The organism is Paraburkholderia bannensis (genome assembly GCF_014200455.1).
Taxonomy (GTDB): domain Bacteria; phylum Pseudomonadota; class Gammaproteobacteria; order Burkholderiales; family Burkholderiaceae; genus Paraburkholderia; species Paraburkholderia bannensis_A.
In genome coordinates, this window is sequence record NZ_JACHBW010000035.1 from 23225 (window position 1) to 38598 (window position 15374).

A 15374-nucleotide genomic window follows, 5' to 3' on the forward strand; every position below is an offset into this window, starting at 1 on the left:
ATGCATCAGATGGCCCAGCCGCCCAGGTAGAACGCCGCGAGCACCACGGCGATGATGACCGTGCCGATGTTGAGCTTCTTGAATTCGCCGCTGACGATGCGCCCGATCACGAGCGTCGAGAAACCCAGCATGATGCCCGTGACGATATTGGCCGTCAGCACGATGAACACGGCGCAGACGAGGCCGGCCATCGAATCGACCATATCGGCCATATCCAGACGCGCGACGCTCGACAGCATCATCAGGCCCACGTACATCAGTGCCGGCGCGGTGGCGTACGACGGCACCAGGCCGGTGAGCGGCGCGAAGAACATCACCGCGAGGAACAGCAGACCCACCAGCGCGGCGGCAAGACCCGTCTTCGCGCCCGCTGCCACGCCCACGGCCGACTCGATATACGCCGCTGCCGGTGCGCCGCCAAAGAAACCCGAGAAGATCGAGCTGAGCGAATCCGCCGTCAGCGCGCGGCCGCCGTTGATGATGCGGCCTTTATCGTCGAGTTGGCCTGCCTGGCCCGCAACGGCGCGAATCGTGCCGGTGGCGTCGAACACGGCGGTCATGACGAGTGCGAGCACGCTCGGCAGCACGGCGAGCGAGAGCGCGCCCTTGATGTCCATCGCGCCGATCAGCGAGGCATGCCCCGGCGCCGACAGCGACGGCCACGCGAATACGCCGTGGAACTGCACGGCCGGATCGAGCGCGAGACCGAGCGCCGAAATCGCCACGATCACGATCAGGATCGAACCCGGCACGCGACGGCGCACGAGACCGAAAATCGCCGCCAGCCCCACCACCGACATGATGACCGGCAGCGAGGTGATATGACCGAGCGACACCGGCAGGCCCGCGCCCGGATTCTTGACTACGAGGCCCACGTCGTTGGCCGCGATCAGCAGCAGAAACAGCCCGATGCCGATGCCCGTGCCATGCGCGATGCCGTGCGGCAGATTGCGCAGGATCCACGAGCGCACGCCGGTCACGGAAATCGCCGTGAATACGATGCCCATCAGGAACACCGCGCCCAGCGCGACTTCGGGCTTGAGGCCCTTGCCCAGCACGAGGCCGAAAGCCGTGAAGGCGGTCAGCGAAATCGCGCAGCCGATGGCGATCGGCAGGCGTGCCCACAGACCCATCAGCAGCGAGCCGAACGCGGTGGTCAGACACACGGCCACGAATACGGCGCTGGTGTCGAAGCCCGCCTTGCCGAGCATGCCGGGCACGACGAACACGGAATACACCATCGCCAGGAAGGTCGTGACGCCGGCAATGCATTCCTGGCGCACGGAACTGCCGCGCTGGAGGATGCCGAAATAACGGTCGAGGAAGCCGCTCGCTTCGGCGAGGGTTTCATCGACCTCGCTGTCCCGAAGGGCTGGATCAGCCATGATTGCCGCGTCGGGCAATGGCTGTGCGTGGGGTTCCATCATGGTGAGTGCCTCCTTTATCAGCATGCTGAAACGGTCCCGCATCACCTTGGGGCCCGTCATCAGGTTCGTCTCTTAGGTTTGACTTGTGGGTGTCGACGCACAGCCAGATGCGCTCTTGGGGCGCATGTCTATTTTTTGACATCTTTTGACAGGTTCGAAGGTTAGGCCAAGGCGTCATAAGCTCCCATCGCGGAAATCGCATTGAGGACATGCCGCGATGCGTATATCGCCGTATGCAAGGCGCAGCGGGCCGCCGGGCTTCGCGTATACCCCGTGGCGCGTGGGGCTCGCGGGGGACGACATCGGGCGCGCGGCTTGCGAGGGTCGCAACGACGGGTGCAACAAGTCAAGCTATCGCGGATCGGGAAATAATCCAGCCGCATTGAATCCAGCCGCATTACACGCTTTCAAAACCGGGATTATCAGGAAAGGCCCGGAAGGCATTTGTCAGCAGATTAACGACTGTTTAAGGCGAATTACCGACCCATGCGGGTTAAACTCTCACGACCCGGTTTTTCCCCGCCGCGCGCCACGCGCCGGCCGCTCCTGGAGTTTCTGTAGATGAGAGGCGGTTTCGCACGTCCTGCTGTATCCCTTACGTCGGTCCTGACCTTGCTCACGGTGCTGGCATTGTCGGGTTGTTCGCTGTTCCGCTCGCCTGCGCCTCCCGAGCCGGAACCGCCTGTCGCCGCAAGCGAGCCCGAGATGCCCGCGAGCGAGCCGGAAGAGGCTTCCGCGCCCGAGGCCGCCAGCGACACCGGCACCAGCACCAGACCCGCGCAGCACAAGCCGCGCCCCGCGCCGCGCAAGCCGCGTCGCGTGGCGCCGCCGCCGCCCACGCCCGCAAGCGCGCCGGTTGCACCGCCGCCCGCCCCGCTGGTGCAGACCCGCACGATCGAGCGTGGCAGCTTCCGCACCTTGCTCGACAGCGAAGTGCAAAAACCCGACGGCAAGGTGGTGGGCCGCGCCGTCGACATGGTCGCCGGTCCCGGCGGCAAGCCGCAGGAAGTGGTCGTGAATCTGCAAGGCTTCATGGGCGTGGGCGACCGCAAGGCGCATTTCCCCTGGAGCGCCGTGCGCATCAACGTGCAGCCAAAGACGCCCGCCATTACGCTCGCGCTCACCCCCGCGCAACTGCAGATCCCCGACCGGCCCAAGGCCGGCGGCGGCCAGGCCGGGGCGCCCGAGGCCAGCCCCACTCGCCTGCCGATGCTCGACACCACGGTCGAGCGCCCGAACGGCGCAAAGGTGGGCCGCGTGGTGGACGTGCTGATCGACGGCAGCGCCGCGCCGCTCGCGGTGGTGCTCGACGTGAGCGATCTGCTGGAGAAACGGCGCACCATCGCCGCCGACTGGTCGGCGCTGCACTTCGTCACGAAGAACAACGCGCTCGAAGCGCAGCTCGAAATGAGCGACCAGCAGCTCGACGCCTCGCCGGCCTACCAGAATGACCAGCCGGTGCGTGCCGTGAGCCCGAACCCCGCAGCCGCGGCGGCTAATCCGGCCGCGCCGGCAGCTTCCGCGCGCGGTGCCCAATGACGACAGGCACCACGACGCAACTCACACCCAGCCTGCGAAGCGTGCGCGCGCTCGACTGGCTGAACTTCTTCGTGGCGAACGTGCAGACCGGCTTCGGTCCGTTCATCGCCTCGTATCTGGCTTCGCACAAGTGGACCCAGGGCGAGATCGGCCTGGCGCTGTCGGTGGGCACGATCAGCGCGATGGTCAGCCAGGTGCCGGGCGGCGCGGCGGTCGACGCGCTCAAGAACAAGAAGGCCGCGGCCGCGTGGGCGATCATCGCGATCATTATTTCGGCGATGCTGTTGGCCGTCAGCCCGACGGTCGTGCCGGTGATGGCCGCCGAAGTGTTCCACGGCTTCGCCAGCTGCATGCTGGTGCCGGCCATGGCGGCGCTCGCGCTTGCGCTGGTGGGCCGCCAGAATCTGGGCGACCGGCTCGGCCGCAATGCGCGTTGGGCCTCGATCGGCAGCGCGGTCGCGGCGGGCCTGATGGGCTTGTGCGGCGAGTATGTCTCGCCGCGCGCGGTGTTCTGGCTGACGGCGGCGCTCGCGCTGCCCGCGCTGGTGGCGCTCGCGATGATCGAATACGACAAGCACGCGAATTCCCCCAAACCCGCGCACAAGCCCCTCAAGACGGCGAACACCCTGACAGCTCAAGCCGACGGCAGCCGCGAGACGATCTTCGATCTGCTGCGCGACCGCCGCATGCTGACCTTCGCGGGCTGCGTGATCCTGTTCCACCTCTCGAATGCGGCGATGCTGAACCTCGCCGCCGGGGAAGTGACGGCGGGCATGGGCGATAACGTCCAGCTCGTGATTGCCGCCTGCATCATCGTGCCGCAAGCCATCGTCGCGCTGATGTCGCCGTGGGTGGGCCGCACCGCCCAGGCCTGGGGTCGCCGCCCGGTGCTGATCCTGGGTTTCAGCGCCCTGCCGCTGCGCGCCCTGCTTTTCGCGGCGGTCGGCAATCCGTACTTTCTCGTGCCGGTGCAGATGCTGGACGGTCTTTCGGCCGCCGTGTTCGGCGTGATGTTGCCGCTCATCGCCGCCGACGTGGCGGGCGGCAAGGGACGCTACAACCTGTGCATCGGGCTGTTCGGGCTGTCGGCGGGGATTGGCGCGACGCTGTCTACGGCACTCGCGGGCTTTATCGCCGATCACTTCGGCAATACCGTGAGCTTCCTTGGCCTCGCCTCGGCGGGTGCTGCGGCCGTGCTGATGGTATGGCTCGTGATGCCGGAAACGCGCGACGCGATCGAAGAGGAAACTGCCAGCGACAAGCTGGCCTGACGCCCGGCCCGATATCGACTCAGTATCGACTCAGTATCGATTCAGCGCCCGGGATCGGGACGCCACTGCGGGGCGCCGCCGCCGTCGCCTGACCGGGCGCGGCAGTGGCGCCCCGCTCTGTTTTGCGCAAACAAAAATCGCCGGCTGTTTGAGCGTTGCTCCAATGTCGATTGCGACGCGATGACATCAGCAACAGCAACAGCAACAGCAACAGCAACAGCAACAGCATCGCCCATCCGCGAGTCCGCGAATCCGCAGACAAAAAGAGAACAGAAGAAACAAAAAGCGAACGATGGATGTGCCGACGCGCGACCTCACATGAGGCCCGCCAGCGCAGGAGAACGCGCGAATACACATGTGCAGTCGCCCGCAGCGAAACCCGCGCCCGCCAGGCGTTCAACCCGCCCTGACGAACCACTGATTTCACTACAGGAGATGCTGGAAGGTACGGCTGTGCAACGAAAGCCCGCATGACGCGGACCGTGCGGTGGAGCCCATGCAGCCCCGCGCCGTTCTTCACATAGCGAACTTAAGCCGCCAGCGCCTCATCGAGACGCGCAGCGACCACGCCGCTAGGGAATGCGTCGAGCTTGCTCGCGAGTATCATCGCGTCGGCATTGGCCGGACGATGACGGCGATTCGGGCTCGGGCGGAATACCGCGTCGCCCCGGCGAATCTTCTCGCCAGTCAACGCGCACACTGCGCTGCGACGCGCCGTGCAAATCCGCCACAACTGGTCGGAGTAGCGACCATAGGTGGCGTCGCTCCAACAAACGGTGATGCTGTCCGGATCATGACGCCGGATCAAGGTGATGCCTTGCGCATCCCACGACCGCACGGTGGCGCGGCGCCGATTGGCCGCTTCCGATGCGCTGCGTGTGATGGGTACCGGTTTGCAGCTCCTGATGACTTCGGGCTCGCCGTCCGGGCCTGGCGGCTCCGAAGCTGCGGTCAGAAGATCAATAGTTTGTTGCCATGCGCTGCCGGTATCTAATTTCGTCATAATGCACCTCGTGCACGTGGAAACGATTCAAATATGCCGGTCGAATAAGCACTCTGCCACGTCGGGATTATAGCGTGCGATTCTGGCACTCCACAGAAAAAACTGAATTTTCACACGATATATCTCAAAGCAGGACAAAAGGCCAGACATGATGCTTTCAATCGAGATTGCAGGATAGCAATAGTGGTTTCTTTACATTCGCACTTTTTGCCGATTTTTTGATGTTTAACATTCCGTCCAGGAAAAAATAACCGGATAGCATGATCTTATGCAGACCTTCGGAAAGCATTAGCAAGACTATTGAGCGCCAGGAGCCGTTTGCACGCGAACCCGTCCACGCCAGCCCCAACGCCCAGCCAGTGGGCGGCCAGCGGGCCTTTCCCAGGGGCTCCGACGCTCGCGGGGTTGCACCTTTGCGGCGCGTCGCATGTCGTCCGATCAATGAAACGCATTACCGGTTTTGTCGCGGACAGCCGGAAATTTCACTCCGGCTGTCACGTGAACACGGTGTGGGGATTTGTCGCATGAAGCGATGTGGGCGCCATCTGAGTCAATTGTGAGACACACCACTATTTCACGAATCGTTAATAAAAATTCAATTGCACTTTAGTCGTATTGTCATGCGCCAATGGATCGAATCACATGAACCGGCAGCGCGTCAATAGCCCTTGTTAGTTTTTTAATAGCGGCGCCGGGATTACCTGCATGGAAAACAAAATTTCAATTGGCGGCTAAAGACTGCCTGAATGGCGGGTAATGTCATGCGTGTCATGCGTATGACATGAATGCTCAGGCAGCGCACAAGGCGCTGCCGGCGTCTGCTGCGCGGATCGCTCTACGCGCCGCGCCCTTGATCGAGATAGTCGGCCGCGCGTTGGCGCAGCATCGCGCCGAAATCGTCGAGCCAGCCAATCGAGAGCCGCCAGCTCTGCCAGTAAAGCTCCACATCGAGCGCGCGTCCCGGTGTCAATTCAACGAGTTCGCCGCGCGCGAGATGCGGCGCAATCATGCGCTCCGGACACATGCCCCAGCCGAGTCCGCTCATGCAGCAGCGCAGAAAACCCGCGACGTGCGGAATCCAGTGCAGCGGCGCATCGACCTGCGCGCGCGTGATGCGGCGCACGAAGCGCTTTTGCAACTGATCCTTCGGGTTGAACTCCACGCAGGGCGCGCGGCGCAACGATTCGCGCCCGACGCCTTGCGCGAAATAGCGCGCGAAGAATTCGGGCGAACACACCGCGAGATAGCGCATGCGGCCAAGACGCGTGGAGCGGCAGCCCTGCACCGGTTCGGCCTGGGTCGTCACCGCGCCCTGCACGCTGCCGTCGCGCATGCGCTGCGCCGTATGATCCTGATCGTCGATCACGAGATCGAGCAGGATGCCGCGTTCGACGCAAAACGGCGCGACGGCGTCGATAAACCAGGTGCCCACGCTGTCGTCGTTGACGGCCACGCGCAAGGTGGGCCGCGACGACACCTCAAGCCCGCCCGCCACCGTCGGCATGCCGCCGCCGAGTTCGGCTTCGAGCAGTTGCACGCGTTCGGTATGACGGCACAGCAGCGCGCCCGCCGCCGTGGCGACGCAGGGCTGGCCGCGTTTGACGAGCACCGCGCCCACCCGCTCCTCCAGCAGCTTCACGCGCTGCGAGACCGCCGAAGGCGTGACATTGAGCGCACCCGCGGCGCGATCGAACGAACCGTGGCGCACCACGGCGGCAAGCGCATCGAGCAGCGCATAGTCGAGCATTAGCGTTCCTTATTCGGCCTTAATAAAATGAGCTTTGCTTAATCGGCCCACGGCGGCAGACTAGCGCCGTTCCCCTGCAATGTCCAATCATGAACTGGCTCGCTTTTTCTCATGGCGCCGCACTGTGCGCCTCGCTTATCGTCACCATCGGCGCGCAGAACGCTTTCGTGCTGCGTCAGGGCATCCTACGCTCGCATGTCGGCAAGATCGTGCTGCTGTGCGCGCTGTCCGATTTCATCCTGATCGGCGCGGGCGTGGGCGGCGCGTCCGCGCTCGTCGAACGCTATCCGACCTTCGTGCATCTTGTGCTCTATGCGGGCCTCGCGTGGCTTGTGTGGTTCGGCATCGGCGCACTGCGTCGCGCGGTCAAGCCCTCGCACGAAGTGATGGACGCGGCCGCAAGCGCGAAAGCGCAGAACGCGCCCGAGCAACGCGCCTGGCCAATCATGCTCATGACGCTGGCTTTTACGTGGCTCAATCCGCACGTCTACCTCGACACGTTTTTGCTGATCGGCACGGCCGGCGCACGCGAACCGGAAGGTGCGCGCCTGGCGTTTGCGATCGGCGCGATGTGCGTGAGCGCAGTGTGGTTTATCGGCCTGGGTTATGGTGCACGCGCACTCGCTCCGCTCTTCAAGCGCGCCGCCGCGTGGCGCGTGCTCGACGGCGCGATCGGCTCGATGGTGCTGCTGATTGCGTTCACGCAGTTGCGTTGAAGGTTGCGTTGATCGTTGCGCTTCGAGATTGGCCAGGGCGTTCGCCGTGGGCGTGAACAGCAGATCGCTGACCACCTCCACCACCCGCCGGTTGGTCTCCTCGGGCCAGGGCTGGCAGGCTCGCGAGCCCCTCCGGGCACGTTGTCCGTCGTATGCGACGTGAATCAACGCAGCCCCGCGCCTGCGCATTTGCCGTGCGCCTGTCTTCCAGCCTCGTAAAATAGGCCGCGATGATCATGCGGTTCCCTCAACCACGGCCCAGCGACGCTCAAGCAACACCCGCTCAACACACGGCTGTCGATTGCGCCATTGCAGACCTTGCCCATGACTACCAGTCAGGCTTACTCGCGGCCCGCCCGCCTCTTGCAGATCGCTTCGTGGATCATCGCCATCGTGTTTGCCGGCTTTCTCGACATGCTGGGCAGCCTCGTGATCCGCGATCTCATGTTCGTGCCGCACGGCGGCCCGCCCGCTGCCGGGCAGTTCGTCGATACCCGTGCGAGCGCGCCGCTCGATGCGCAGTTGCGCGAGATCGAGCGCCAGCGCAGCGCGCTGGGCGACAAGGCGCAAACGCTTTCGACAGGCTACGAGCGCGCCTCCACCGAATACCACGACGCACAGGAAAGCCTGCGTAACTGGCTGGCGACGCGCAGCGCGACCGGCGACAACCGCAACGATATCGAACTGCTGTCGCGTACCCGCAAGCTCGATGTCCTGCAGGCGAACGCGCTGAACTGGCAGCATCAGCGCGACGCGCTCGCCGACCAGCAACGCAAGCTCGATTCGCAGAGCGAAACCATCAACGCCCAGCTTGGCCGCCTGCAGGCCGATGCCGACGCACGCTACGCCGCCGCGCAAAAACGCTACGAACTCACGGTTTTCGGCTGGCGTCTCGCGCTCACGCTGCCGGTTCTGCTCATCGCCGTGTGGCTGATCGTGAAGCATCGAAAGAGCCGCTATTGGCCCTTCATTTACGGCTTCGGGCTGTTCGCGCTCAGTGCGTTTTTCGTGGAGCTGGTGCCGTATCTGCCGAATTTTGGCGGCTATGTGCGCGTGCTAGTGGGCATTGCGCTCACGGTGTTCGCGGGGCTGTACATGCTGCGCGCGTTCCAGCGCTACGTCGAACGCAAACGCGCCGAAATGCAGCAAAGCCAGAGCGAACGCGCGCGCTCGGTGGCTTACGAAAAGGCCATCAGTGCGTACCAGAAGAAGCTCTGTCCGTCATGCGACAAGCCCTGGAACCTGGGGGGCGAACAGGTTTCCTTCTGCATTCATTGCGGGCTGCGGCTATTCCAAGTCTGCGGCTGCGGTGCGCGCAATTTCGCGTTTTTTCCGTTCTGCAATCAATGCGGCACGCACGTCAAACGTGCCGACGACGAGGCCGCCGGCACGCCGGGTTAATGGGTCTAATGGGTCGCTTGCACCGCTTCGGCGGCGCCCGTCGTGCCCACCTTCGCGCGATGAATCGCCACGATCGCCGCGAGCGATACGCAGGCCGGCACGGCCGCCGCCGCGAACAGCGACGCCGACGACCACTGCAGATGCATCAGCGCACCGCCCAGCACCGGCCCCACCACCGAGCCGATCCGCCCGATGCCGAGACTCCAGCCGATGCCCGTGGAGCGCAGCGCGGTCGGATAGTAGGTCGCCGCGAGTGCGTTGAGCGCGGGCTGCCCGCCGATGATCGAAAAGCCCGTGAGGAAGATGGCGAGAAACATCGCCGCCACCGAGACCATCACGGCCGGATTGCCGATCGCCGCCGTGGCCGCGATGGCGATCACGAAGGTGGTGGCGAGCACGCGCGTAAAGCCCGCGAGGTCGATCAGGCGGCCCAGCAGCAGCGTGCCGAGCACCCCGCCGCCCCACAGAACCGTGCCGCCGAGCACGGCGGTCTGGGTCGAATAACCCGCCTCGCGGATCACGGTCGGCAGCCAGTTCGAGAGGAAATACATATCGAGCAGGTTGGCGAAATTCACGATCCACAGCAGCACGGTCACGCGCGCGCGGCCTTCCTTGAAAAGCTCGACGAAGGGCACGCCGCGCGCGCGTTTCGCTGCTCGTGAACACGGCATCGGCGGGCAGCGGCAATTCAGGCGCAACACGCGCGAGCTGACGGCGCACACGCTGGCTCGTTGCATCGGCGCTCGCGTTACGGCGATACAGCAGGAACTGGATCGACTCGGGCAACGCCAGCCACATCAGCACGCCCATCGCGAAGGGAATCGCACCGCCCACGAAAAACACCGCGCGCCAGCCAAAGGCCGGAATCAGCGCGGCGGTGATGAGCCCGCCCACCACGCCGCCCAGCGTGAAGCCGCACGAGACGATCATCATCAGCGTCACGCGAATGCGGCGCGGGCTGTACTCGCCCGCGAGCGCCATCGCGTTCGGCATGATGCAGCCCAGGCCCAGCCCGGCCACGAAACGCCAGAACACCAGCTCGCCAATCGAATGCGCAAAGCCCGTCGCAATCATGCAGGCCGAAAAGAACAGCGTCGCGCCGATCAGCACCGGACGGCGGCCGATCTTGTCGGCGACCGTGCTGAATGTGAGCGAGCCCACCAGCATGCCGAACAGCCCCGCGCCAAATACCGGCGCGAGCGTTTCCTTCGCGATGCCCCACTCGCGGATCACCACCGGCGCGACGTAACCCATCGCCTGTACGTCGAAACCGTCCATCACGAGGCATAGCGCGCACAGCGCCACGACCAGCAACTGGTACGGCCCAAAGCGGCTCGCGTCGATGGCGGCCGTTACTTCCACGTTTCTGCTCATGCCTCGCTCCAAACCTGGTCTCTCAGGATTCCCACACGCACTATTTATAGTTCCAGCACCAGACGCGCGCCTTTCGCCCGCGAACAACACGTCATCATGCGCGATTGCGTCTCCCGCTCCGCACGCGTGAGCACCACGTCGCGATGATCGACCTCTCCCGCCAGCACGCGCACTTCGCACGAGCCGCACAAGCCCTCTTCGCAATCGCTCTGCACATCGATATTGGCGCGGCGCAGCGCGTCGAGCACGGTCTGGTCCGGCGCGACACTGAGCACCAGCCCTGAATCCCTGAGTTCGACTTCGAAGGCGTGTTCGTTGGCGGGATCGAGCCTGCCTGTGCTCGCCGCGAAGTGCTCCACGCGCAATGCATCTTCGTGCCACGCGGCGCTTGCCGTCTGCAAGGCGTCGAGCATGCGTGCCGGACCGCAGGCGTAGACGCGCGTGTGCGCATCCACCTTCAGCGCGCCGAAGTCGTGACGCGTGCCTTCTTCGGAAACGTGCAGGCGCAGACGCGCGCCATGCAGTTGCGCGAGTTCGTCGACAAACGCCATGCTCGCGCGCGAGCGGCCGCTGTAATGCAGCTCGTAATCGATGCCGAGTTCGCGCGCGCGACGCGCCATCGCGCTCACTGGCGTGATGCCGATGCCGCCTGCGATAAAGATCGCGCGCCGGCCTTCTTCGTCAAGGCGAAAATGATTGCGCGGCCCGCGAATCTTGAGACGCATGCCTGGTCGCAGCGTGTCGTGCACCCAGGCGGAGCCACCCCGGCTCTGCGCTTCGCGCAGCACGGCGATCTCGAACGCGCCAGCATCGGCGGGGTCGCCGCACAGCGAGTATTGACGCGCAAACCCGGCTTCTTCGCTTTCACCGCTTTGCCCGCACATGACGTCGATGTGCGCACCCGGCGTCCAGCGCGGCAGCGCGCCGCCCCCGGGCGCGACCAGACGCAGTCGCACGATGCCGTCGGCCACCGCCTCCACGCGCTCGACCACGACCGCGCGGCTCAGCGCGTGCGCAGACGGCTCGCCGATACGCACCGGCACTTGCGCCTCCAGCAGCGCGGGCTGCGAGCGTTCGGGATTGCGGCTGGCGTCCCACTCCACCCAAAGATGCTCCGGACCCCGAAACGAGGTATTCGGCACGTAGCTGAAGCGCTGATCGGCCAGCCGCATATGCGGCAAGCGGCGCGTGAATTCCTCAAGGAAGATCTGCATCTCCATACGCGCGAGGTTCTTGCCCATGCACTGATGCGATCCATAGCCGAACGTCACGTGATCGCTGGCGTTGTCGCGGCGGATGTCGAACAGATCGGCATCGGCGAAATGGCGCTCGTCGTGATTCGCCGAGGACGTGACGAGCAGCAGCTTCGCGCCCGCCGGAATATCGATGCCGCCAATGCGCACGTCCTTCGTGGCAAGACGCCGCCACGCGGCCACCGAGCCGTTATGGCGCAGGCACTCCTCCACCGCATTGGGAATCAGGCCGGGATCGCCGCAGAGTTCGCGCCACGCATGCGGATGCTGGAGCAGCAGCTTCATCGCATTGGCGGTGGCGTTCGCGGTGGTTTCGTGCGCGGCCACGATGCCCGCCATCATCATGGAATGCAGGTACGAATCCGTGACCACCTCGGGATGGGTCTGCTGCATGCGAATGCCGTACTGCATCCAGCCGGGGCCGTCGGGGTGCTCGCGCATCTTGTCGAGCACCTTGCCCGCGAACTGCCAGAAGTTGCCCACCGCGTGCGCCACGGCAACCTGCTCCTCCGGGCGCGGACGGCCCCAGGTATTGACCGTGTGCGCGATCGAATACTGGCGCAGCAAGTCCATGTCTTCTTCGGGGACGCCGAGAAAGTGCAGCGCCACGGTGAGCGGCACTTCCCACAGCATCTGGTCCACCAGATCGGCGCGGCCATCGTCGATGAAACGATCGACGTACTCGCGCGTGAGGCGGCGCACCATCGGTTCGTGGTGCTTGAGATAGTCGGGCGTGAACGGCTCCATCAACACGCGGCGACGCGGCATATGTGCAGGCTCGTCCTCGTTCACCAGGGTGCGGTTCATCGCGTAACCGTAGGACTCCAGCACCGCATTGGCCTCGGGGCCGGTGGGGGTGATCTTTTCGAGCGCGATGGACGGGGAAAACGTAAGGTTGTCGCGGAATACGGCCTTGATGTCGTCGTAGCGCGTGACGACCCAGTAGCCCAGTTGCGGGCTGTAGAACACCGGCTCCTGCTCGCGCGCCCAGCGCACGTATTCGGGCGGGTCCTGCTGGTAGCCGTCGCTGAACGGATCGAAGGCCGCGGCGTTCGCGCTCACCGGGCAACGCACCTGCCCTGCCGGCGAGGCGTTTGCCGATGGGGCGGAAGAATGGGGAAAGGGAAAGGGACAGCGCCCCGCCGCGGTGGATTGGGAAGTCGTCTCGCTCATGCCGCCGTCTCCTGCAACGCATTTCAATTTGCGTAACTCTAGTACGCATTGCGTAATTCAGAGATAGGGGTTAACCTCGAAACATGCGGTCATACGGGCACCGTGGCCGCGCATCTAGAATCACCATATGAAAAAAGAGATACCAGGGACAGTTTCCGGGGCTTCGGCACCCGGGTTCGCTGCCACCACGCGCGAACGACGTCAACGCGTGCAGTCCGCTCAGACCGGCATGGCCGTGCTCAAGGGCCTCGCGCGCATGGGCGGACGGGCAAGTCTGTCGGGTCTCGCCGCGCATGTCGGCGAAAGTCCGGCCAAGGTGCACCGCTATCTGGTGAGCCTGATCGAGGAAGGACTGGTCGCGCAGGACAGCGCGACGCAGCAATACCGCCTGGGCACCGAAGCGATGATGATCGGCGTGGCCGCGATGCGTCAGGCCGATCCGGTACGCGTGGCCGAGCCCGCGCTCGCGCGGTTGCGCGAATCGCTCGAAGTGACGTCCTTCGTCGCGGTGATGGGCAACAAGGGGCCGACCATCGTGCGCTTCGAGGAATCGGGCCTGCCGGTGACGGTGAATGCGCGCGTGGGGTCGGTGATGTCGCTGCTCTGGTCATCGACGGGCCGCGTGTTTCTTGGCCTGCTGGACGACCGGCGCACGCTGGAGATGGCACGCGAAGACTTCGCGCATGCCGCGCCCGATCTGCGTGCGCTGCTGGAAGCGCGCGACGCGCACGATCCTGTTGGCGCGCTGCGCCGCGACGTGCAGGCTCAAGCCCACGCGCAAGGCTGCGTCAGTATCAAGGATACCTATCTAAAAGGGATTAGCGCGGTCTCCGCGCCGCTGTTCGATTACAGCGGCAGGATTTGCGCCGTGCTCACGGCGCTCGGCGCGACCGGTGGGTTCGACCCGTCGCCCGAGGGCGCAATTGGCCGTACTGTGCGCAACGAAGCGCTTGCTGCGAGTGCCTTGCTCGGCTACGTTGCGCCCGCGGCCTGATCAGGAACGCCCGACTGGCGCGCCCACCTTCACGAACGCTTTACCAGGTTGCGGCTGCGGCTGCGACTTCGGCAAATAGCCGTCGTCGAGCGTCTTCAGGAAGGCGATCACATCGTCGATATCGCGCGCATTCCACGCCGGCTTGCCTCCCGCCTTGCGCGTGAGCGGTTCGTCCAGCACGTCGACGTTATCGCGCACCGCTGCCGGCAAATCGTCGAACTTCACGACATGGCCGTGCGCGTCCTTCGAATACCACTTCTGCGGCGCGGTATCGCGCTCCACATAGAAGCGCAGCGCGTCGCGCAGGCTGTGAAAACGCCCGTTGTGGAAGAACACCCGGCGCGTAGCCGTGTTACGCAGCGTGGGCGTCTTGAAGAGGCCGCAGTAGCTCTTGTTACTGAGCTTGTCGGTGCGCACCGGGCCGCACAGGCCCTGGTCGTAATAGTTCGGATCGCGGTTCGCGCGCAGTTCGGGATTGCGCGGCACGCCCAGCGCTTCGAACTGGAAGTCCGTGAAGAGCGGATGCGCGCCGTTCGCGCCCACCTGGTCGATATGGCAGGACGCGCAATTGCCGCTGTTCGGATCGTCGAAGAGCTTCTTGCCGCGCATTTCGCTGGCGCTCAGTTCCGCCTTGCCATCGAGGAACGCGTCGAATTTGCTGGTGTAGGGGTGGAAGCTCGGGTCTTCGAGTTCGTAGCGCTCCACCGCCATCATCGCCTGACGCAGCGCCGCGTCGTTCGAAGCGAAAATCGTCTCGCCGAAGACCTGTCTGAATCGCGCCGCGTAAGGGGCGCGCGAAAGTTTCGCGGCCACCTCGGCGGGATCGCGGTTGGCCATTTCGTTCGCGCTGAACAGCGGGAACAGCGCCTGGTCGTGCAGGCTGTCGAAGCGGCCGTCCCATCCGAAGCCGCCGGCGGGCGGGCTGTCGGCGTCGGTCAGGCGCTCGAAGACGCTGGCCGCCTGCACATGCGTCCACACGGGCGTGCGGTTGAGCACGTAGCCCAGCGTCGGCACTGCGCGCGTACCTTGCGTGCGTAAGTCAGGTCCGCCGAGCTGCGCGGCGAGGCCATTGGGCGGTCCATACGCATGCGCCGCGCTATGGCAGCTCGCACACGACATGCGGCCCGAGGCGGACAGCGCGGTATCGTTGAAGATGAGCTTGCCGAGCGCGGCGGTGTCGCTGAGCGGCGTAACGCTTGCAGTGCTGAGCGTGGTTACCGTGGTGGCAGGGCTTGCTGCGGCATGAGACTGCGCCTGCGCCGCACCGATACCCGGTGCGACAAAAGCCGCCAGCGCGGTGGCGCCGGCGGCCAGCGCAGTCGTGACGGCGCGGCGCGCCGCCAGACTTGCGTGGAAAACAGTCATCGGCTTCAGTGTCGGCTTAGAAGGTGTTATGCACTTTTGTTAAGGGCTGCAAAGTGGACGAGCATAAGCACGGAGAATACGACGAAATGCAACCCAGCCAATGTTTCGGGC

The 15374-nt window shown here is 64.8% G+C and carries 10 protein-coding genes and 1 pseudogene; 5 read left to right on the forward strand and 6 right to left on the reverse strand.

Annotated features, from left to right (window positions below; all coding sequences use genetic code 11):
• Positions 1-5: 5 nt before the first annotated feature.
• The gene (locus F4827_RS33345) at positions 6-1385 is read right to left on the reverse strand and encodes an NCS2 family permease (protein WP_260175544.1); all 1380 of its coding nucleotides are present in this window, start codon (positions 1383-1385) and stop codon (positions 6-8) included.
• A gap of 603 nt (positions 1386-1988) precedes the next feature.
• Between F4827_RS33345 and F4827_RS33350 the strand changes: the two genes are divergently transcribed.
• Positions 1989-2966, forward strand: a complete 978-nt coding sequence (locus F4827_RS33350) for a PRC-barrel domain-containing protein (RefSeq protein ID WP_183733025.1) — start codon at positions 1989-1991, stop codon at positions 2964-2966.
• A complete protein-coding gene (locus F4827_RS33355; protein WP_183733022.1) occupies positions 2963-4237 on the forward strand; it encodes an MFS transporter in 1275 nt (424 codons plus the stop codon). The genes F4827_RS33350 and F4827_RS33355 overlap by 4 nt, the downstream gene beginning before the upstream one ends.
• A gap of 529 nt (positions 4238-4766) precedes the next feature.
• Here the strand turns inward: F4827_RS33355 and F4827_RS33360 are convergent.
• Together F4827_RS33360 and F4827_RS33365 are read right to left on the reverse strand one after the other, a co-directional pair.
• Positions 4767-5240 carry a DUF3331 domain-containing protein gene (locus F4827_RS33360; RefSeq protein ID WP_183733019.1) on the reverse strand — a complete coding sequence of 158 codons (474 nt, stop codon included), beginning with the start codon at positions 5238-5240 and terminating at the stop codon, positions 4767-4769.
• Between the two features lie 835 nt (positions 5241-6075).
• On the reverse strand, positions 6076-6987 hold the full coding sequence (locus F4827_RS33365; protein WP_183733016.1) for a LysR family transcriptional regulator ArgP: 912 nt from the start codon (positions 6985-6987) through the stop codon (positions 6076-6078).
• Positions 6988-7076: 89 nt separating this feature from the next.
• Between F4827_RS33365 and F4827_RS33370 the strand changes: the two genes are divergently transcribed.
• Together F4827_RS33370 and F4827_RS33375 are read left to right on the forward strand one after the other, a co-directional pair.
• Positions 7077-7703: a LysE/ArgO family amino acid transporter gene (locus F4827_RS33370; protein WP_183733013.1), complete on the forward strand. Its 627-nt coding sequence runs from the start codon at positions 7077-7079 to the stop codon at positions 7701-7703.
• A 324-nt stretch (positions 7704-8027) separates the two neighbouring features.
• Positions 8028-9104, forward strand: a complete 1077-nt coding sequence (locus tag F4827_RS33375) for a zinc ribbon domain-containing protein (RefSeq protein WP_183733010.1) — start codon at positions 8028-8030, stop codon at positions 9102-9104.
• Between the two features lie 5 nt (positions 9105-9109).
• Here the strand turns inward: F4827_RS33375 and F4827_RS33380 are convergent.
• A pseudogene (locus F4827_RS33380) lies at positions 9110-10478 on the reverse strand (MFS transporter).
• Between the two features lie 44 nt (positions 10479-10522).
• On the reverse strand, positions 10523-12904 hold the full coding sequence (locus tag F4827_RS33385; protein WP_183733007.1) for a cytochrome P450/oxidoreductase: 2382 nt from the start codon (positions 12902-12904) through the stop codon (positions 10523-10525).
• A gap of 127 nt (positions 12905-13031) precedes the next feature.
• Here F4827_RS33385 and F4827_RS33390 point away from each other — a divergent pair, with 127 nt between their 5' ends.
• Positions 13032-13898, forward strand: a complete 867-nt coding sequence (locus tag F4827_RS33390; RefSeq protein ID WP_183733004.1) for an IclR family transcriptional regulator — start codon at positions 13032-13034, stop codon at positions 13896-13898.
• On the opposite strand, the gene F4827_RS33395 is transcribed toward F4827_RS33390, so the two are convergent.
• Positions 13899-15263 carry a cytochrome-c peroxidase gene (locus tag F4827_RS33395; RefSeq protein ID WP_183733001.1) on the reverse strand — a complete coding sequence of 455 codons (1365 nt, stop codon included), beginning with the start codon at positions 15261-15263 and terminating at the stop codon, positions 13899-13901.
• Positions 15264-15374: the final 111 nt, after the last annotated feature.

Coding starts and splice junctions, on each gene's coding strand:
- F4827_RS33345 (WP_260175544.1), bottom strand. CDS start 1,385: ATGGCTGATCCAGCCCTTCGGGACAGCGAGGTCGATGAAACCCTCGCC.
- F4827_RS33350 (WP_183733025.1), top strand. CDS start 1,989: ATGAGAGGCGGTTTCGCACGTCCTGCTGTATCCCTTACGTCGGTCCTG.
- F4827_RS33355 (WP_183733022.1), top strand. CDS start 2,963: ATGACGACAGGCACCACGACGCAACTCACACCCAGCCTGCGAAGCGTG.
- F4827_RS33360 (WP_183733019.1), bottom strand. CDS start 5,240: ATGACGAAATTAGATACCGGCAGCGCATGGCAACAAACTATTGATCTT.
- F4827_RS33365 (WP_183733016.1), bottom strand. CDS start 6,987: ATGCTCGACTATGCGCTGCTCGATGCGCTTGCCGCCGTGGTGCGCCAC.
- F4827_RS33370 (WP_183733013.1), top strand. CDS start 7,077: ATGAACTGGCTCGCTTTTTCTCATGGCGCCGCACTGTGCGCCTCGCTT.
- F4827_RS33375 (WP_183733010.1), top strand. CDS start 8,028: ATGACTACCAGTCAGGCTTACTCGCGGCCCGCCCGCCTCTTGCAGATC.
- F4827_RS33385 (WP_183733007.1), bottom strand. CDS start 12,904: ATGAGCGAGACGACTTCCCAATCCACCGCGGCGGGGCGCTGTCCCTTT.
- F4827_RS33390 (WP_183733004.1), top strand. CDS start 13,032: ATGAAAAAAGAGATACCAGGGACAGTTTCCGGGGCTTCGGCACCCGGG.
- F4827_RS33395 (WP_183733001.1), bottom strand. CDS start 15,263: ATGACTGTTTTCCACGCAAGTCTGGCGGCGCGCCGCGCCGTCACGACT.